Source organism: Glaciecola sp. G7-5, assembly GCF_055808975.1.
Genome location: NZ_CM147892.1, coordinates 15,708 through 36,001, shown reverse-complemented (window position 1 = coordinate 36,001; position 20,294 = coordinate 15,708). Strand labels below are relative to the sequence as shown.

At 41.5% G+C, this 20,294-nt stretch carries 17 protein-coding genes; 2 read left to right on the top strand and 15 right to left on the bottom strand.

Going from position 1 to position 20,294, the window contains the following annotated elements:
* Positions 1-2: 2 nt before the first annotated feature.
* The 3 genes from AC0L6H_RS00155 to AC0L6H_RS00145 form a co-directional block, all read right to left on the bottom strand.
* A complete protein-coding gene (locus tag AC0L6H_RS00155) occupies positions 3-1,601 on the bottom strand; it encodes a sensor domain-containing diguanylate cyclase (RefSeq protein ID WP_473391809.1) in 1,599 nt (532 codons plus the stop codon).
* 15 nt (positions 1,602-1,616) lie between these two features.
* A complete protein-coding gene (locus AC0L6H_RS00150; RefSeq protein ID WP_473391808.1) occupies positions 1,617-2,897 on the bottom strand; it encodes a hypothetical protein in 1,281 nt (426 codons plus the stop codon).
* 72 nt (positions 2,898-2,969) lie between these two features.
* Positions 2,970-3,326 carry a hypothetical protein gene (locus tag AC0L6H_RS00145; RefSeq protein ID WP_473391807.1) on the bottom strand — a complete coding sequence of 119 codons (357 nt, stop codon included), beginning with the start codon at positions 3,324-3,326 and terminating at the stop codon, positions 2,970-2,972.
* 333 nt (positions 3,327-3,659) lie between these two features.
* Between AC0L6H_RS00145 and AC0L6H_RS00140 the strand changes: the two genes are divergently transcribed.
* Positions 3,660-3,773: a YqaE/Pmp3 family membrane protein gene (locus AC0L6H_RS00140; protein ID WP_473391805.1), complete on the top strand. Its 114-nt coding sequence runs from the start codon at positions 3,660-3,662 to the stop codon at positions 3,771-3,773.
* 74 nt (positions 3,774-3,847) lie between these two features.
* Here the strand turns inward: AC0L6H_RS00140 and AC0L6H_RS00135 are convergent, their stop codons facing one another.
* The 4 genes from AC0L6H_RS00135 to AC0L6H_RS00120 form a co-directional block, all read right to left on the bottom strand.
* Positions 3,848-5,125, bottom strand: coding sequence for an O-acetylhomoserine aminocarboxypropyltransferase/cysteine synthase family protein (locus AC0L6H_RS00135; RefSeq protein ID WP_473391804.1), 1,278 nt, complete (start codon positions 5,123-5,125; stop codon positions 3,848-3,850).
* 60 nt (positions 5,126-5,185) lie between these two features.
* Entirely contained in the window at positions 5,186-6,148 is a 963-nt protein-coding gene (locus tag AC0L6H_RS00130; protein WP_473391803.1) for an SMP-30/gluconolactonase/LRE family protein, read from the bottom strand.
* A gap of 55 nt (positions 6,149-6,203) precedes the next feature.
* On the bottom strand, positions 6,204-6,710 hold the full coding sequence (locus tag AC0L6H_RS00125; RefSeq protein ID WP_473391801.1) for a hypothetical protein: 507 nt from the start codon (positions 6,708-6,710) through the stop codon (positions 6,204-6,206).
* A gap of 133 nt (positions 6,711-6,843) precedes the next feature.
* Entirely contained in the window at positions 6,844-8,658 is a 1,815-nt protein-coding gene (locus AC0L6H_RS00120) for a 2OG-Fe(II) oxygenase family protein (protein WP_473391800.1), read from the bottom strand.
* Positions 8,659-8,767: 109 nt separating this feature from the next.
* Here AC0L6H_RS00120 and AC0L6H_RS00115 point away from each other — a divergent pair, with 109 nt between their 5' ends.
* The gene (locus AC0L6H_RS00115; protein ID WP_473391798.1) at positions 8,768-10,348 is read left to right on the top strand and encodes a tetratricopeptide repeat-containing sulfotransferase family protein; all 1,581 of its coding nucleotides are present in this window, start codon (positions 8,768-8,770) and stop codon (positions 10,346-10,348) included.
* On the opposite strand, the gene AC0L6H_RS00110 is transcribed toward AC0L6H_RS00115, so the two are convergent.
* The 8 genes from AC0L6H_RS00110 to AC0L6H_RS00075 all read right to left on the bottom strand — a co-directional run bounded on the left by AC0L6H_RS00110 (position 10,345) and on the right by AC0L6H_RS00075 (position 20,276).
* Complete coding sequence (locus tag AC0L6H_RS00110) at positions 10,345-11,478, bottom strand: aspartyl/asparaginyl beta-hydroxylase domain-containing protein (RefSeq protein ID WP_473391797.1); 1,134 nt, start codon at positions 11,476-11,478, stop codon at positions 10,345-10,347. The genes AC0L6H_RS00115 and AC0L6H_RS00110 overlap by 4 nt on opposite strands.
* A 37-nt stretch (positions 11,479-11,515) precedes the next feature.
* On the bottom strand, positions 11,516-12,487 hold the full coding sequence (locus AC0L6H_RS00105; protein ID WP_473394631.1) for a sulfotransferase family protein: 972 nt from the start codon (positions 12,485-12,487) through the stop codon (positions 11,516-11,518).
* A 28-nt stretch (positions 12,488-12,515) separates the two neighbouring features.
* Positions 12,516-13,421: a class I SAM-dependent methyltransferase gene (locus AC0L6H_RS00100; RefSeq protein ID WP_473391796.1), complete on the bottom strand. Its 906-nt coding sequence runs from the start codon at positions 13,419-13,421 to the stop codon at positions 12,516-12,518.
* An 83-nt stretch (positions 13,422-13,504) separates the two neighbouring features.
* The gene (locus AC0L6H_RS00095) at positions 13,505-16,126 is read right to left on the bottom strand and encodes a TonB-dependent receptor domain-containing protein (RefSeq protein WP_473391794.1); all 2,622 of its coding nucleotides are present in this window, start codon (positions 16,124-16,126) and stop codon (positions 13,505-13,507) included.
* 607 nt (positions 16,127-16,733) lie between these two features.
* Positions 16,734-17,624: a putative RNA methyltransferase gene (locus AC0L6H_RS00090; RefSeq protein ID WP_473391793.1), complete on the bottom strand. Its 891-nt coding sequence runs from the start codon at positions 17,622-17,624 to the stop codon at positions 16,734-16,736.
* A gap of 66 nt (positions 17,625-17,690) precedes the next feature.
* Positions 17,691-18,212 (bottom strand): DUF2058 domain-containing protein, encoded by a 522-nt coding sequence (locus tag AC0L6H_RS00085; protein WP_473391792.1) that lies wholly within the window; start codon positions 18,210-18,212, stop codon positions 17,691-17,693.
* An 81-nt stretch (positions 18,213-18,293) separates the two neighbouring features.
* Entirely contained in the window at positions 18,294-19,124 is an 831-nt protein-coding gene (locus AC0L6H_RS00080; protein ID WP_473391789.1) for a LytR/AlgR family response regulator transcription factor, read from the bottom strand.
* Positions 19,125-20,276: a sensor histidine kinase gene (locus AC0L6H_RS00075; protein WP_473391788.1), complete on the bottom strand. Its 1,152-nt coding sequence runs from the start codon at positions 20,274-20,276 to the stop codon at positions 19,125-19,127. It lies immediately after the preceding gene.
* Positions 20,277-20,294: the final 18 nt, after the last annotated feature.

The following is a 20,294-nucleotide window of genomic DNA, read 5'->3' as shown; positions in this document are numbered from 1 at the left end:
GTTCACTCGATTTTGTCAAGCTCCTGATAATTTACGATCGTAAAATTATTGCGATTTTTCTCTTTTACTCGGTACATTAAGCCGTCGGCAGAACTAATAAGTGTTTCTATTTCAGTTGTCGCGGCGAGGTCTGGTGTGACTTTAATAATTCCAAGGCTTGCACCTACCGATACCTTCAAGCTTGTGCTTACGGCAACTTCCTTTTTCACATCGGCTAATACTTGCTGTGCGTAGCTTACAATTTGCTCTTCATCCTTTACGCTTAAGGCAATAAGAAATTCATCTCCGCCCCATCGGATGAGCGTCGTCATCAGGTTTTCAGACAAGCGTGTCAAGCGCCGGCTGATAGTGGTCAATACTAAATCGCCCACATCATGACCATGGGTGTCATTGACTGGTTTAAATTTGTCCAAGTCCATCATCATTAGTGCAAAGTTAAGACCTTGCTCAGCAGACTGTTGTAACTGCGCGCTCAACTTTCCTGTACCAGAGCGTCTATTTAGCAGGCTGGTCAAAGAATCGTGGTCGGCCTCATATCTTGCATTGGCCTCTTCTTGTCGCCTTTTGGTAACGTCGTAGATTACTACTTCAATCATATGGTCAGACTTTTCTCTCGCCAGCTCCCTTTCATCTTCAATGTTAGAAAATAAGCAGTGCAAATAACGTTTTTCGCCGTTTCTGTAGCTGACCAAATCCACCTCTAATTGGGTGTAGGCGAAACCTGTACAGACTGACGCAATTTGCGCCTTTAGCTTGTCTGGAGACTCAAAATACTTGGCTAGATTATTACCTTCTGTATTTTCACCAAACAGTTTGTTAAAAGCGGGGTTAGCAATGGAGACGATACCTTTACTCGTTAGTACACCAATACCAGATGTTGCTTGCTCGAATAACAAGCGGTAGCGTTTTTGTAGTTTTTCTGTGGTTTTACGAAGGCTGCGTTCAGATCTAAACTGCTTCTGCAGCGCGATAATAAGCTCGTTTATGTTGCTGACCAACAGACCTATTTCATCTTTTCTCGTGTAGCCGATTTCTACCGCCTGCATTTCGTCCGGCGCAGAGGTGTTGATATTTGAAAACTCTTTTGACAAGGATTTGAGTGGGCGAGTCAGCTTGCTACGTACGTAAATACCAACAAAAATTGCGATTAATACGCTCAATATAATAAGCAATACAGCGTTTTGCATGCTGTTGGTAGAAGCTTGGTTTTGGATAAATTTAAGATCAGGGTAGACCACTAAACTGCCAAGGATGTCATCTTCGACAAAGGGATTAAAGAGGAGGACAATAATATTATCAACACTAGGAGTGACCGCTCCGTCGCTTACTAATAGTTGTGCATCGGGAGCGCTGATGGTAGCACCCGCAATTAAATCATTGTTTGCGAGCCCAGCAACAATCTCACCAGCCAACTCTGAATCATTCAAATACGCTGCGATAGCGCTCGTTCGGTTAGCGTTCTGTGCTAGCTGCAGCACTAACTGTTGGCTTTGCTGACTAGCTTTTTCAAGTTGGTAATAATAACTAACGCCAGCGACCACAGTAGAAATGGCTATTGAAAGCGTGCCTATAATCAGTCCAACGCGTATGGATAGTTTCATAGTGCTAGTTCGAAGTTAGAAAGTAGTAGTGAAACTAAGGGTAAATACATTATAGCTGGTTTTTTTATTTGGTCTCTCAAGTCCGTCTAAAACTGAGAAAAAGCCGCTGCCCAAAGCATTCGGCTTAAAATGGTCCATTTGTGCCTTAAAGGACCATGCAGAAGAAAAATCCCACTTAAGCCCAAGACTGAGCGACTTCTGATCTACAGAGTACTTTTGTACAAACTGGTTTGACTCATACACTAAACCAAGCAGCTGCTGATAGAATAATGGCGGTAATTCAGATTGTGCTTTTGCAAAATCGATAACTTCAGGCGCTTCTTTTCTGTCATATAAGCCGATGGTAACAAAAGGTGTTAAATCATCTATGTTATAAGACAATGAAACGTAGCCAAATCGAGCGCTTTTCGCTAGTCCAAACTTACTCTCGTAGTCGCTGGCCTCAGCGATGATTTCGATATTGTCGAATGTATAACTACCGCCAATAGACAAGTATTTTACCCGCTTGCCGTCTGGAATAAAAGAATCAGCAAGTTCTTGCGCATAAGGTTTAAAAACGACTGGCACAAGGTCTGGCGCGCTGCGCGCTTCTTCTAAACCAGGAAAGATAGTGTTGTCGTATTCGCCAGTTAAATATACGGCTTGTGCGCGCCAGTTGATGGACTGTAATTCTATGTTCAAGCCGGTCAAGTCTTTGTAAGAAAAACGAAACTTACCAGCCTTCACATCAGAGTGGTAACGAGCGTTACCGCGAGAAAGGCTCATTTTTATCGTACCAAAATTGGTATCTGTTACATAAGCTGCTTGTAGTCCATTCATGTTTCCGACAGAGCCCACAATAGAATACATTTCTAGAGGTGCTCTTACCCAGGTCATAGCATGTCCAACGTAACGATAATCGGTAAATAAATAACTTGGTGTGCTAAATCTGCCCGCTTTAACAGACCAGTTGCGGTTAATCTGATACCGTAAAAATGCAAGCTGTATATAATTTGTGAAGGAGTGGTCAAAACGGTCTTGAAGAAGCACTTGTCCTACTGCATCTAAGCGATCATTGATTTGCGCATTTATTTGTAAGCCCACCAGCGAGTCTGCAGCAAAGGACAGACCTTCCCGAGATGTGTTGATAATTGAATTTCGAAATGCAAACGTATCGCTATCCGAATAGGTAAGCCCTAGATTGGCGAAACCGCTCACTCTGATATCATCATTAGCAAGTGTACTTGCACATGGCAATAAACCTGCAAAAATGGCAACAACGAGAATAAATAGCCTGCGCTTAGAATTGATAAACAATTTTCATCTCCGAAGTTACTTCATTTAGCGGCAAATACGCTAAAGAATGTTCGTCTAAACTATTGAGCACGTCTAATTTTGATACTGCTTGAAAGGGGGAGTTGCGCGACCGGAAAACAACAGCCTAGACCAATACGCTTTAATTTTTCTTTCATCCTTACCCACTAGTAATTGATAAAAGGATTGCTTTTCTAAACTGCCAGCGGGCAAATCAATAGGTGCCACAGGTGAGCCATCAGGAAAGGTATTGAAACGTCCCATATATATGTCGATGATTTCTTTTTTACTTAGACTTTTGATTTTATTTTGAGAGTGAACGACAACAACTAGAGACACGGCATTGTCTACTGCCTGCGAATAAGAGGAAGTTGCTCCCTCTACGCTAAGCAGTATTAGCAATGTTACTAGCCATACCGAAAATCTCTTCACTCTTTACAACTCAATCTAGTTAACCCCGTGCATACAGAAAGTAAATATTGACGAAAACGTGCACTACCCAAATCCCTTGATTTCTTATCGGCATCTGCATACATATATTGAGTTTTTAATCATTTTTAAACGCAATAATTTGAGCGCGTTTAGCACCGTTTTTTTTGATAAATAAATGGATGAGGCGCATACCCATTTTTCAGCGCACGACTCGCCTTGACACTTAGGCCTGTTGTGGGGCTAAATACAAGGTAAATACCTCAAACAATAAAAAGGAAGGCTTATGAAAAACGTTATTATGATTGCACTTGCGATCTTTTTACCCCCATCTCGGTGTTGATAAAAGAAGGCGTAGGTAAACATTTGTTAATCAATATTCTGTTGTGCATATTAGGTTTATTGCCTGGCATCATCCATGCGGTGTGGATAAACGTGCGCAACCACTAAAATGTAGGCATAAAAAAGCAGCCACAAGCTGGTAAGCGAGTGGCTGCTTTGATTGTGTTTATATCTCTACATTGCTAGGCTTGGCTAGCGTTTAATGCTTGGTCTATATCAGCAATAATATCGTCAATATGTTCAATACCTACCGATATTCTTACCATATCTTCTGAAACACCTACCGTCGCAAGCTCTTGTGGGCTTAGTTGCCTGTGAGTCGTGCTAGCTGGATGACAGGCCAAAGACTTGGCATCGCCGATATTTACTAAGCGCAATATGAGTTGTAGCGCATCAATGAATTTTGACCCGCCTTCAATTCCGCCTTTAATACCAAAGCTGATAATTCCGGCTGCTTTGCCGCCACAAATACTCTGGCAGGTTTCATGGTATTTACTACTAGGAAGGGCCGCATAATTTACCCAGCTTACCGCGCTGTGCTCGCTTAAATACTTCGCTACTGCCTCTGCATTTTCACAATGTCTTTCCATTCGCAACGACAAAGTTTCGAGTCCTTGCATAATTTGGAAGGCACTTTGTGGTGATAAGGCGGCGCCAGTATTTCGTAAAGGAACCACACGACAGCGACCAATATAAGCTGCTTCACCAAGCGCCTCGGTGTAAACAACGCCATGGTAGGACGGATCAGGCGTAGTCATCATTTGAAAGCGCTCACTGTTGGCCGCCCAATCAAATTTACCTGAATCTACAATAATGCCGCCAATAGTTGTGCCGTGACCGCCTATATATTTCGTTAATGAATGAATCACAATGTCGGCACCATGGTCAAATGCACGGCATAAAATTGGCGTGGCGACTGTGTTGTCTACAATTAGAGGAACACCAGCGGCGTGTGCAATTTCAGCCCAGCGCTTAATATCAACAACGTTGCCTGCGGGGTTGCCAATGGACTCACAAAAAAGCGCTCGTGTATTTTCGTCTATTAATGATGCAATTTTGTCGAAGTCTTCACCGGCGGCAAAGCGCGCTTCGATACCTTGGCGAGGAAAAGTATGGGCAAAAAGATTGTATGTACCACCATAAAGTTGACTAGAGCTCACAATGTTTGAACCAACTTCAGCAATAGCCTCAATTGCATATCGAATTGCGGCCATACCAGAAGCAACGGCCAATGCACCTATGCCGCCTTCAAGTTCAGCTACACGTGCCTCAAGCACCGCATTAGTTGGGTTCATTATTCGGCTGTAGATATTGCCAGGCACCGCTAGATTGAAAAGGTCGGCACCGTGCTGAGTGTCGTCAAAGGTAAACGAGGTAGTTTGATAAATTGGCGTCGTTGCCGCTTTTGTTGTTGGGTCACTGGTGTAGCCACTATGCAGAGCAATAGTTTCTGGTTTCATTGTTTTCTCCATGGTATGTGTACAGCGTTTTACCTCAGGTATTTCGCTGAGTGAAATTATTTACTTGAGCGCAATCGACATTAATGTGTCATGTGCGGTTATGTATAAGGTTTTTTCGTCAGTTGATAATGTGCAATTAGCGGTCGCTTTTCCCGTTCTTATTTTGGCTAACAATTTACCTGTTTCGGTAAAGACAAAAACGCCTCCTGGGCCGGTGGCAAATAGGTAGCCCTTTGAGTGAACAGCCATCCCATCGGGTAAACCATTTTCATTGTTTTGTCCTACTAAGTGCGTAGCGTCATAAAATACTTCTCTATTTTCTAAACTACCATCTTCTAGCACATTGTAGCGATACCATTTAGCTGCACTCGGGTCAGATACTGCAACGTATGCTTCTGTTTCATCATTGCTCAGTACAATGCCGTTTGGAAAGGTGAGTGAGTCATCTTCGAGGCTTAATGTCCCGCTCTGTGATAAGCGGTAAACACCACTAAAACTTAGTTCTTTATGAGGATTTTTGTTCCCATTGTGGAGTCCGTAGGGAGGGTCGGTAAAATACAAATCACCGTTTGAGTGGTAAATACCATCGTTGGGGCTATTGAGGCGCTTGTTTTCGTAGCTATCAGTAAGGGTGACAAACTTTGCTTGTGGTGCATTTAGCGGTGCATCCATTATAGCGATTCGACGATCGCCATGTTGCATTATCACCAGTTCGCCTTTTGCGTTTAGTAATAGGCCATTTCCACCTTGGCTTGAATCGTAGTCGAATAATTTAGTCGCACCAGAAGGGGAAAGGTAAACGCTAACGCCTTCATCTTCTTTATATTGATAAAGTGTATTTTTCGGAACATCTGAAAAAACTAATATATTTTCTTGAGCAATCCATAGTGGCCCTTCAGACCACGCGTATCCTTTACCGAGAACACTAAACTGCGCATGTGCATCGATGATAGAAAGCGTGTCATCACTATATATTTCAACAAAAGGTAGTTTCTTGCTTTCGCTACTAGCATGCGCGAACAAAGTATTAAAGAAACTTATTATTATGATGTAATACAATATTTTTAGCATGATGTTATTAATCTACGCGCTTGACTTTAATGCGTCTGTTTTCACTGTCTTTGCCCATATAAAACGCGCCCAACATACCTCGTTCAACGTATACACGTTCACCGATTTTCAAGCGTAAGCGGCTTTCGTCCACATGTAGCCACTCTTGTCCGTTACTAAGGGTAAAGATACTTTTCTTGCGAGCATTTATGCTTATTTCTGTCACTGTTGCATAGATTTTGTCTTCGGTGCTTATTTCAGCCACTTTTGTTTGTTCTTTTCCAAAATAGTCATCATCAGAGGCAGCAGTTGCTGGCGCTTCAGGTACCACGGGGTTTGCCTTTACATTATTCTTTGCTTCTTTAAAGGCAGTATTTTTATTTAACTTTTGCGCAAGGTCGTCATAACAAATTAAGCGCTTTAAGCTATTTTCAATTTGTGTACATTTTGCAAGCTCATCTACAAGGGTTTGGGCCTGAGAGTAAGCAGTAGGTATGAGTGCGACAAAGCATAGTAGTATTATTTTTTTAATCATATTGGTTATTCACATTCCATATTTGTTTATTCTTATTTACCGATGGTAATACATTTTTTAAGGAATTACGCGACTACGCGAGTTTCATCTGTTTCTAATTGCTATTTTAATCTCGTTTAAACGATAAGTTGATTCATTTAGGCAATATATCCAAACCCACAGACATTCTACAAGCGTTACTATTAAAGGCCTCTGTCCCATGCCAAAAATAGGAAGGGAACAGTACCAATTCCCCTTCTTTAGGTTTCACCCAATGTTCCGCTTCCATCGGATTTTTTAGCACTAAACCGGGTTTACCCATATTCAACCAACCTTGTTTTGACTCGTCATTTACTTCGCTTGGTACATTAACGTAGTAAGCACAGCTATACCAACCTTTTGGGTGGACATGAGAAATATGAAAACCTTGATCTTGTAGCCTCACAGACCAAGAGGAAGAGAAGTCGACGTCGTCTTTTATTCTGCTAGCAACAGGATGTTTGGGGTCATAGTTGATTGTACTTAAGGCTTGATTGAATGTGCGAACTAATGCTTGCTTAAACTCCATTACGATAGGAATGGGTCGGTTAAGCAACATCCCCACGGTTTGTGTACCGCCCACTAAAGATTGGTCTAATGGATTGCGTTTTGTAATATGTAATTGCTCGAGTGTGCTTCTTAGCTCAGCATTAAATTCAGCTAGACTGTCTTGGGATTCTTGTAACAATAAGGGGCGGTTGAATACGTATTTATCATAGTCACAATAGCGATGATACAAATCTGAGCCAATCATCCTAAGGCCAGTGGTATACAAGGCCCAATAAAACTGGTCATTCTCGAATCGTTCAAGCTGGGGCTTGATGGTTTTTATCGCTAAACTTCCCTCACCAACAGCTAGGTAGGCTTTACATAAGGTTTCTATATAAAAGGCATCATTGCTTTTGCTTTGTTTTATTTTTTTGCGCAGTATGGAAATAATTTGTTCAAACTTATGCTGCTTTTCGAGTAATTTAATTTGCAAGGCAAGATGTGAATTTGCATCTATGTTTTGTTTTTTCACCATTGACACAAGCTCTTGTGCTTGCTCGATGTCACCTATTTGTATTAGTTGCTGTACATAGTCCTGAAATAAATCACTTGGCATATTATCGATAGGAATAGTTTGATAATGCTGAAGATGATTGCTGTTATCAAATTCAAAATTAATGTTTGCTAAAAGCCTATTTAATTTGGGATGGTGGGGATGCAACTTAATCCCACTGTTTAGGTGTTCGACCGCTTCTTGGGCTTTGCCTGCATCTAGCAGTGAAAGAGCGAGGTCTTCTATATATTCAGGATTATTTTTATTAAGGCTTAGGCACTGAGTAAAGTACTTTACGGCCTCATCAGCACGCCCCATCTCTTTATATAACCAAGCTAATTGGTGTATTAGTGATTCATTATTTGGATTAAGCTTTATTCCAGCGCTTAGTACCTCGATGGCTTTATTTGAATCGCCAGTTTCGCTGTAAACACGGCCTAGCCCTGAAATTAAGCTTACATTATTTGCCTGCGTGCTTTGAAGGGAAGTATATAGCTCGAGGGCCTTTGTATGCTCTTTGCTAATGCGGTAGCTTTCGGCTAGTTTGAGTTGGTATTGTGCATTATTACTTTGTAAATCCACTGCTTTTTTATATGAGGCAAGCGCCAGGTCGTGTTGCATGACTTTGCTTTGCGTATTGCCGATGGCGTAATGCAAATCAGCTTGTTGCGGCATTTTAGCGATAGACTTTTTGAAGTACTTTATGGTGTTTTCTGCATCACCTAGGCGCTCGTAGGCTGCGCCCATGGTTCTGTCTAAGCGGAAATCTTTCATCCCAAATCGCTCTAGTTGTGCAAACAATTGCAGCGCTTCTTTGAAGCGACTTGCTTGCATCAGTTGCATTGCGCTATTTAAGGTTTGTTGCGGATTAAATTGAGTTTTAGACATAGTTTTTATTTGGGTATACAGCTTAGTTTTCGCATATTGCTATCGGTGCTCAATGCTTTAAGATATCACTTTATGCAGTCTAGCCCAAATAGTAATTAAGTAGATATCTGTGGACCCCTTTATTCAACAACATCTTCAAAGTGCCTTTTCGGCATTGCAGTCAGGCAATGTGACTTCAGCGAAAAAAACATTAGCCACCTTGCTAGAACAAAAGCCAACGCAAATAGACGCCTTGCTCATGCGCGCAAGGATTTTAGGCGCTGAATCCGAATTTGACCAAGCGCGCGATGACTTAATCACGATATTGACTCAAGCAGATATTTCTAGCCAACAACTGCATGCCTTGGCCCAACAACTTAGCCATTTAGAATTGTATTTTTTATTGGCTCAAGCACTTGAAAAATTGGGCGTTATGCAAGCGAACAACCCTAAAATCCGGCTGCAATTGGGGCTATGCTTGTCTAGAATTGGCAAGGTCGAAGAAGCCATCGCTAGTTTGAAACCCTGCCTAGAGCATAGTGACACCCACAATTTGGCCCTTGTCAATTTGGGACATGCCTATAAAGCCCTTAGTGAAAGCGAAGTTGCAGCAGACTATTATCATCGTTTTATTAGTGCAGCAAAAGCAATGATGGGAACAGGTTTTTGGAGTCTTGCTGATCTTAAAGACTATAAGTTAAGCAAACAAGATATTGCGACAATTGAACACTGCATCAAACATGAGTCACATAGGCTTGGCAATGCTAAGGAACTCGGTTTATTGCAATTTGCTTTGGCGCGCGCCCATGAGCAGCAAAACGATATTTCGGGAAGTGTAAATGCGCTAAATACCGCCAATAAAACCATTGGGCAAGAGCGCCCCTTCAAACAACAAGCGCTGCAGCACTTAGCCAGTAGCCAAATCGCACATTTCTCATCTTTCGAATCGGCTTCATGCGACAATGCTACCACGCCGATTTTTATTGTTGGTATGCCGCGCTCGGGTACTACCTTATGCGAACAAATATTGGGCAGCCACAGTGAGGTAGCAACAAGTGATGAATTACCGTTTATAGAGCGTATTGCGATACAAATTAGTAAAGGTAAGAACTATTGTGATGCTGTCTCAGGTCTTAGTAGAGATGAGTGTAAACATTTCGCCAACTACTACTTAGCCCAAGCAAATGAGTACGTGCTTGATGCCAAGCCTTTTTTAGTTGATAAGAACCCTACCAACTTTTTGCATATTCCGCTGATTAATAAACTGTTTCCAAATGCCAAAATTATCGCCTTATTGCGCGACCCACTTGATAACACTATGAGTGTATATAAGCAGCATTTTAGCCAAGGTAACGATTTCAGCTTTAATGTTAATAACACCCTTTTCTACACCAGTATTTACTACTCTTTACTGCAGCATTGGCAAGCAACTGAGCCAAGCTTAATCCATCTCCTACATTACGCTGAATTGGTGAAGGACACTGAAAAGACAATTCGCTCATTGCTTGGCTACTGTGACTTGGACTTTCAAGAAGCTTGCTTACATTTTTATAAGTCAAAGCGCAGGATCTTAACGCCTAGTGCCAGTCAAGTGCGCAAGCCCATAACGACCAGTGCCTTAGGAAGCGGGGATAAGTACTTGCCCTACTTGACCGACGAGCATAAAAAGAAAGTAGACGCATTAAGAAAGCAGCTTACTTTATTAAGCTAGTTTAACTTTCCATGACACGCTTTGTATTTTAAACCTGAGCCACAAAAGCAGGGTTCGTTGCGAGAGGGCGGTTTGCTTGCCTTGGCTGCATTAGGCACGGGCCTTGGCGCAGGCGCTTGTGGTCGAGAAGCTTGATTCGTAGTTGTTTGCTGGGCAGGGGCCAAATAACTATCTTTTACTTCAACATTAAGAGCTGGATCTATTATGCAGTTTATAAACATCCTCACCGCTTGTGTGTCGTTTTGTAGATACAATTTGGCATCGAGGTGTTTAACGCTTTCAAAGGCGCGTTGACGAAGCTCATGATAGTCTTTCCAGCCACTTTCGTTTAAACCATGCAGTATCCATAGGCAGCGCCACGCATAGCTAAAATCTTCAACCTTTCGAATAAATTCGTTTTGATGCTCAGGCTTGTTACTGTCAACTCTTTTAAGATCGCGAAGTAGGTCGCCAACCAAGCCATCTACTTCACCAGGTGACATCACCAAAGGCACATTAAACTTTTCGCACAAGATGTTGACCTGCTTACCTTCAACGTAGTCTATGAATTTAGGTGTGGCTGACGTTTGTGTTTCTTGTAGCCAAGGAACTTTGCCAAATTTAGCTTGTTCCCAAAAATGAGGTGAGCCACAAATGTCGATGACCAAGTGAATGCGCAACAAATCACTGTCGTTGTGTACTTGGTGATATTTCCAAGAATCAAATATCCACGCTTCGCCGGCTTGCATATGGACTTGCTTATCTGCGCAATAAAAAATTACCTTAGGATCGGTAATAATCGGAATGTGTATTCTGATGCGTTTGTACCAGTGGTAATTGATGTCAGAGTGTTTAGGGACTTGGCAACCAGGACCCAATGCCATTAAGCGTGAACGACCAACGACTTCGCCAAAACTTGCAATGACTTGTTGTAAGTAAGGGCTGCTATTTAATATTTCGGTGGGTGCCATTGCGCCTTTAAAGTCATTGTTAATTTTGCCATCAACAGAAACTAAAGGAATTGAATAGTTTCCTTTAAAACCTTCATGATGGGGTACCCATGCCGACTCGGGTATGCTGTTAACTTCTTTTTGCAACTGCTGCACATTAAAAGTGTGAGCGAGTTGAATGAACTCGTGTGCAAGTTTCATAGTTGGCCTATTTTTCTAATACATCTGTGCGTGTTTATTAACTCAGTTTACCATGACAATGTCGATATTTTTTAGTAGAACCGCAGGGGCATGGAGAATTTCTAGCTACGCGAGGATATGTGTTTTGTTCTATTTTCTTAGCAGTTGATGTTAACAGTTCACCGCAGATTTCATTTGAAAAGGACGCTTGTTGCTTGGCTTGCAAAAGTGCATTTATTTGCTCAAGGACTTGGTCGCTATCGTGAATATGGGCGGCCATTGCTTGTGCGTTTTGATGCCACTTATCAGGCTGAGGCCTTGTAAGGGTAAAGCGAGAATAGGCAAGTCCATTTTTTAATATTGAATCAACAGCGCCGGTATTGAGTTTGCTAAACTCTAGTATATTTTTTAGCACAGTTTTTGGGTCTTTGATTAAGTGGCTATAGTTGACCAAGAGTTTGCGTTCGTCATCTACTTTTTGCAGGCTCTCAATAATACTGCTATTGGCATTTGTATATTGGTAAGTCGCTATACTAGCTAAACTCTTTCCTTTCTGAGATTGCCAATCATCGGGCAGAAATAAAGACCAATTACCATTAAAATCAGGCAAGTTAGGGTAGGTAACAAATTTTTGTGAACGCCACGCTTGCATAATACTACTAATGTTTTCGCGAGGATCTCTTACTAAATAGATGAATAATGCGTCTTTAAATACTTGATTGAAGAAATCGACGCGAAGCGCATTTTTGGGTGTTTTTTCTAATAGGCGAAATGATGTTTTATCATCGCTCAGCGCTTGACCGGCACTGTTTCGGGCTCTGTTTATAAACCGCTGGCGCAATTCATTAGCAACTTTGTCAGTAGCATCGCTTGCGTCGAGTCGGTTTGAAACATAGCCACGTGCGACCGTACTTAGCGCTGGAACATGCTCAATAAGAGCATGGCTTTCGCCGCCAATGGTATAAACGTCAGGATGCCTTGCTAATGTTTCAAATAGCAAGGTGCTGCCAGCACGTGGTGCTGACAATATAATGATGGGTGAATCTATTTTTGTAAGACTAATTTTTAATACCTTGTATTACTCGTGCAATCACGTTTTCATTGTCTTTCAGTAAGTATGACTGCTCTATTTTGGCGTTATTGTTTAGCAATACCTGCTCACAGAGACCGAGTCTATCTTCACTCAATGCAGCACTTTTAAGGTCAGCTAATCGAGTTGTTTGTCCCTTTAACTCTTTTTCGAAAAGCGTAATATTCTGTTTTTTAGTTTTGTAGTCTACATTAGGTGACATTACATGTTTTAAAAACGCGGGGAAGTTAGTACCAATAAGTCCTTGTTTATTGATATTGGCTATTTTTGCAATCGACTCATTCAGTTGTTTACGCAGTGTTTCGGTCACCGTCGGGCCTTGTTTCGTTTTTGCTAAAGCGTTCACTAACTTACGCAATATAATTAATGGGCCATCTGGCTGGGATAGCGCGTTTGCGGCGTCTAAAATTCGTAAATTTGGTTTCACTATAGACGATTTAATGTCATGCATAACGAGGCTGAATCGGCCCTTGGATTTGCTGACCCGTAGCATTTCACTAATTGCTTTGTTTAAGTCTGCATATTCTAATCCAAATTGCGATATCACTACATCAAATTGACGATCGCTAAATGGTAAGCTTTCGGCATTGGTTTGTTCGATAAATTTCACATTTTCGGCTTTATTTAGCCCTTCAGGGACGGTTAGTTTGGCAGTATCAATACCGACAATGTCAAAGCTTTTTGTGCACTGCAATGCAAAGTCAATTAGTGGTCCGTTTCCGGTACCAATATCTAGTATTGATGCTTTATCGTCAAGTTGCGCAAAGTAATCCAACCATAGCTGCTTTAGTTGGCCAGTATAATTTTGTGTAAAATCATCGCCAAAAGAGGTTAAATGGCCTTGTTGCCAGTATTTAGTCCAATAGTCACTCACGAAGTAAATCTCTCCATATTGCATTTATAAAAAAAGGCCGATTTGCATCGGCCTTTTTTGTTTCAACTATTTGTCAGTTCAAGTTAGAAGCTGATTCTGTAGTTTACACGGTAGTCACGACCGAAGTTGTTGTAAAGGTCCTGATCAGTCCACTGGCCTGAAGAGTTCAATACTGGATCTTCGTCAGTTAAGTTGTTAACTGTTAAAGTAACTGCTCCGTAATCACCTGCATTATAGGTGTAAGTTAGGTTATGAATAACCCAGTTGTCAAGTGTACCAGTACCTGGGCCTGAACCAGCATCTGTGCTGTCAGTGAAGGTTGTGTTCCACGCAACTGTGTGGTCAGTCATGTTCCAAGAAACTGTAGCAACTGATTTAAGTTCTGGCTGACCAGCCCAACCTACAGTATCAGTAATTACACCACCGATTTCTTGCTTATAAGACATAACGTAGCTGTTTACGTTATTGAAGCGGAAATCACCGTACTCAGTTTCAAACATTGCATTGAATGTTAAATCGATACCTTCAACTTCAAAACCGATGCCGTTGAAGAAACCAGTTCCTGCTTCAACAATTGCGCCAGCTGCTGCACGTACTAGATAGAACGACTGAGAGCTTGTGTCGGTTCCTGGAGCTAGTGCTGTAAGTAGGCCAGCAGCTTCGTCATTAAGCAGAGACTGAACACTCTTAGTTTGAATTACGTTGTCGATAGATAACTGGAAGTAATCCATTTTAACGCTGAATTGGTCAGTAACATCCCATGCTGCACCAAGGTTGATGTAGTCAGAAGTTTCTGGGCCTAAGTTAGGGTTAGACTTGTAGTAAGTGTCGTATTGACGCTCAGGACAGTCTTCAGCAGCTACACCGTTTCCAGCACACTGTCTGTAATCTGTAGCCGCTTCAGCAGAGAATGTAGTCGCTGCGTTTAGTTCATCCAAGCCAGGTGCACGGAATGACTCAGAGTATGATGCACGGAAGATTAAACCATCCATTGCTTCATAACGAACCTTAACAGATGGAGACACGTTGTCACCAAAGTCAGAGTAGTCATCGTAACGAACCGCTAAGTTAACTTCTATATCGTCTGTTACAGGTAATACTGACTCGTAGAACAAAGAAGTAACGTCACGCTCACCAGCAGCACTGTTACCAGCAGAACCACCAATCAAACCAGCTTCAGATTGACCATCGTAAGTATCTGCATAAGTTTGCTCCATGAACTCACCACCAAAGTAGTGTTGTACATCGCCGCCGCCAAGTTCAAACATATCGAAACCGATACCAGCATACCATTGGTTAAAGCTAGACTTTGAATCTTGTAAGGTGGTTGCTTTCATGTTTGCAACACCAGCGTCAGATCCTAGGTCGATGCCGTTAGCTTCGTTATACGCTAAGCCACCGTAACTCAAATAGTATTGACCAACTGATTTGTTGTCTGCAACGTTGTTATGGAAATAAACTTCCCAAGAAGCGTTGTTCCAATCAAGGTCACCTTTAAAACCAGTTGTGAAATCTTGGTTATAATCGTCAACGTTACCGTCACGAGTACCAATACCAACCCAACGGAATAAACCGTAAGCACCGTCTACGCCGTGCGGGTTATGAGGGTTGTCAGCAGACATGTTAGCCCAAGGTGCTGCAGGCGGTGCATAACGACCAAATGAGCTGTTTTGTACAAACATTGCTTGACCAAACCATTCAATGTCATCAGCTACTTCATAGTTCGCGTTTACATATAATGTATTACGGTCAACTGATGCAGTGTTATAAGAAACGTTAGCATAAGCATACATACAGTATGTAGAACCCGCGCCCCAGTCACTATCAGCTCTTACTTCTTGGAAAGTGTCTGAACCGTATTGTGAAATTAAATCGCCACACAAAGGTGATGCAGTTGCAGTCGCAAAATCTGGTGTTAATACGGTAGCACCAAAGTAAGACCAACCAGCCGTTTCTTGGTAAGCTTGGATTATGCCGTCGCCGTCAAAATCAGTCATGCTTGCAGCAGTGTAGTCACGAGCACCGTCAGAGATACCTTCACGTTCTTGATGATCAAAAGCAAAGGTAATGTTACCTTTGTCATTAGAAACACCACCAACTACAGAGAACTCTTTAGACGTTGTGCCGTCATCTCTGTCACGTTGACCAATACCGAAATCAAAGCTTAAACCTTCGAAATTCTCTTTAAGAATAACGTTGATTACACCAGCCATTGCGTCAGAACCATAAACAGCAGAAGCACCTTCAGTCATGATGTCGATACGCTCAACAGCAGCAAAAGGAATAGCGTTAAGGTTAGCAGATGAACCACCTAATGTAGGTGATCCAGGAAAACGACGACCATTTAACAATACTAATGTACGTTGTGAACCAGCACCACGTAAGTTAATAGTCGCTTGAGATTGTGCAGAACTACCAGAACGCTCAGAGAACGAACCGAAAGAGTTCAATGAACTACTACGTAGCGCATCAGCAACAGTGAAGTCACCTTCAAGCTTTATGTCAGCTGCAGTAATAGAAACAACAGGTGAAGCGCCTTCAAGGTCTGAACGTTGAATGCGTGAACCTGTTACGGTAATTTTTTCGACGGTATCAGCACCATTGCTTTGGGCAAGTGCTACGTTTGAAGCTACTAATGCAGTTGACGCAACGCCAAATGCAGTAGCTAAGCGAACAGATTTCGCTAATTTAGAAATTGTAACCATTTATGTCTCCCTAGACCACTATTGAATAGTGTTAAATTTTGCCGCTGAAGCGACTTTTTATTAGTAAGGCAATATACCTTGAGGGCATCATATACGTAACTTACCCTTAAGGTCAACTGGTTGTATCAGTCTAAATCGTGAAAGTTCAAATTTTTTTTGGTTTATTTTTGTAACAAAAGTACCACATTGTTTACAAATGAAGTTTGCGGCATTGTGATTGAAGAGCTCTGACATAAAATGCGGTGCACAGCGCGACAATCAGTAGAATGTTACAAGCGCATGAAAATACGGCGCTTTATTTGTTTTATAGGGCATTTTTTGTATCCTAGAAAATAAATTCAACGAACCAATAACGCAAGAAAACGTAACTCCGTTATTAGTTCATTTTTTAACAAAATTCGCTAACTTGTGTCAGATCAGTTTGCATTCTTTCAATTGTAAAGATGCGTCATTTGCACGATTTAAAGCCCATTTGGCGTATTTTTTGTACAAAAAGCACATTTTTCGTTCAATGTATGGGTGGATAAATATCGTTTTTATACTGCCAGAAACAAGAGCGTACATCGATTAAATGAGCATTATTGCCGGCGAAATGGAGATAAAGTGTTTATAAACTTCGTAGCAATTTGATATCAAAATGTGCACTGCATTTTTGTAGTTTCTCGAGCAATAGGTCTTTCTTGTTCGCAGAGATTGTCCAATAGAAAGGCGTCATCATGAGTAAGTTTTCACGCTGTTGCGCAGTGTTTAAGGTGATTGTGAACTTGAGCTTATCTGCTGATAAGGTTTCAAAGCCTAATTCCTCTTTACTTTGCGGTGAATGCTTTTCAGCTTTGTCGTAAACCATTTCTTTTAACTCAAAGAGGTGATCACTACTTGGGTTTACTGTAAGCCACACACCCTTGGGTTTAAGAATGCGGTGTATCTCTTCACTCTTTGCAGGCGCAAATACTTGAATAACGGCGTCTTGACTGTGGTTCGCTAGTGGTATGTTAAAAGTGCTTGCCACCGCAAATTCTAGCTGTGTTTGTGCATTGTTAAGTTTTCTTTTCGCCGCTTTTTGTATTGCAGGTTTGGCGATGTCTATGCCAGCAAAGTGAAATGCCTTATCGTTATTTAAAGGCATCCCATCAAGGAGAGCATCGGCAATCGTATTTAAATAATAGCCCTCACCACAGCCTGCATCGAAAATTGAAATAACATGGCCTGAAGCGCTAGCACTATGCTTGCCTAAGAGCCCTTTTTTTAACAATTGGGCGATATGATTGGCCAAAGGTAAGTAGTGGTTTTCAGACAAAAAGGCGCGTCTGGCTAACACCATCTCTTTGTTGTCGCCGGGGACTTTACTATTTTTATGCTGGGCAAGTAGTAAGTTAACATAAGACTCTTTCGCCACATCAAAACTATGATTGTTGTCGCAAAGCCATTTTTTTTGCAGGCGGATAAGCGGCAAATTACAAGCTGGGCAACGCCATAGTGAATTTATTTCAACAGACATAAGTGTACTCAGCTATACGGTAATTTATGACGTTGCAGGGCGCGCCAATAAACGCATAAATGACGCTTACCACATTAAGTCATCAGGCACGACATAGTCGGCGTAGGGGTCATCTTCAGCGAGCACTTCTTCTTCAGGAACTTTATTTTCTAGGATTGTTTCTTCGTCACGTTGGGCTATTTTGTTTGCCACTATACTCGGGATCACTGCATAGCTATCTTCATAACGTGCAATGGCTAATACGCCCGCTATAAGTTGTTTGCGGCTAGCTTCATCAACATATATATACCGAATAACAGTACCGTCAGTAAAATTGTATTTTATATCGGCGCGCGGTAAATCAAGTTTATTCATCTCTATTAATTGCTTTACTTGAGCTTTAAGCTCTTTTGACAAGACTTGTTCTTTTTTTACTTCATTAAGGGCTTTAGCTCGTTGTGCCTGCGCTTGCTTACTTTCTTCAACACTCGCTTTGACTTCTTTGGCTAAGTCGCGTGATTTTTTTGACCCTTTTTTCGCTTTTTTGAGTTTCTTTTCATTTACTAAACCTGCCTTTAGTAATTGATCTTGTAATGATAGCTTCGCCATTGTACGCCCAAGTAGAGTTGCCGATGATAGCGCATTAGTTTACCTCTTGGTGGCGAGCAAATAAAGCATCGGTACATATATTTACGAAGACAGAAAGTCCTTCACGACTTCTTTGTAGTTTCTGCTTACTTTGATTTTATCAAACTCTCCTAAAAGTAAGAAAAATTCGCCTTTCGTGTGGGGAAGAACTTTTTTTATATAATTCATATTAACGATGGTTGAGCGATGTACGCGCTTGAATATGGAATCATCAAGTTCATCTAAGATTTCTTTGAGGGTCGTACGTTTTACGTGTGTTTCTCCTTTACTGTGGATGCAAACATAGTCACCCGCTGCGTCAATCCATTCTATTTCGTGTTGCGGCAATATGTGAATTTCGTCTCTATCTTTAACCACTATTTTACCAGACGCGGGTGTTTCATTTGTATCGCCGCTTTGTGCTTTCTGTTGCGCCGCTTTTATGTTTTCTACGGCCTGCACAAGACTGGTTTTGCGATCATTTACGTTGTTGCCTGCGTTGTCATTATTGGCAGAATTAAAGATGTTTATTCGTTGTTTTGCTCTATCAACTGCTCTTGTAATTCTGACATCGTCAATAGGTTTTAGTACGTAATCTATGGCGTTTGCATCAAAAGCGTCCAAAGCATATTGCTCATATGCGGTTACAAATACCACTAGTGGCATAGTATCGCTTTGCAACTGAGCTATGACGTCAAGTCCTGACATCCCCGGCATTTGAATATCTAAGAATATTAAATCAGGGTTTAAATCGCTTACTGCGGCAATAGCTTCGCGTCCGTTTCGGCATTCTTTTATAATATCAATATTGGTAATTTTTGTGAGTTTAGCTTTAAGTACCTTAAGCGCTAAGGGCTCATCGTCAACGATGATTGTACGAAGGGGAGTCGTCATTTAGGCAGTCTCGCTCTCTAATTCTAAGGGGAGATGAATAGTGGTTATAAGTCCGCCATCGTCTGCAAAGTAACTGTCGATTTTGTAGGCATCGTTATAGAGTGCAGATAATCGTTGTTTCATATTCACTAAGCCAACTCCTTTTGCTGATGACAGTCGACTTTCATTATGCGCTGAACCAAGCGAAGCCGCACCGTTGCCAGAATCCTTCAATGTTAGTATGAGCGCGTGCATATTCGTGCTGGCCCTTATACTGATAGTACCGCCCGATTCATTTGGTGCTATGGCATATTTCATTGAATTTTCGATTATGGGTTGCAATAACAAACTTGGAACTAAAGCGTTTTGCGCGTTAGTGTCTATTTTAATATCGACTGTTAGGCGTTCTTCAAAACGTGTTTTTTCTATTTCCAAATATAAATTTAAAGCATCAATTTCTTCCATTAACGGAATTTTTGTATCAGGGTCAGTATCGAGTGAGTAACGTAAGAATTCACTCAATTGTACCGTCATACCTTGTGCTTTGGCTGACTCACCAATCTCAATGAGTGAGTTTATGGCGTTGAGTGAGTTACACAAAAAATGTGGGTTTAATTGATAGCGCAGCATCTTTAATTTAGCATCTCGCGCCTCACTCTGTGCCCGTACCCTTTTTAAGTGTTCTTCTCTGGAATTCGCTTCTGCTTGCAGCATTATCCTATGTTCAAACTGCAACAGCTCGTAATAGCGCACCCCATGAAACAGGCCGGTCCAACACAAAAAGATAAAAATGCCACTGAAGTACCAACCACCAAACTCTTCCCATACCTTCTCAAAACCGGTAAGCAATACATAGACTTGCATATGAAGAATCGTCCAGACGCAGGCAACAACCAATACTAAGGCTAGACCAATAAGTATTCTTGTGGATAGTGAGTATTTACTTAGAATACTAAAGGCTTTATGAAGAAATATAGAACATAACAAACCGATAAGTGCTTGCATGAGAACATGACCAACGGTAGCCTTGCTTGCTTCGGCGTACCACAATATGAGTGTGAAAAATCCAAGCACACACATAAAAAACCAAAAACCGATTTGCCAAAACCAAAAGCGGTAGCGTGGATTTTCTTCAATCGTGTGCTGCACATTTAAAAGAAGATTTTCGGACATTGTTAACCTCATGTTTAC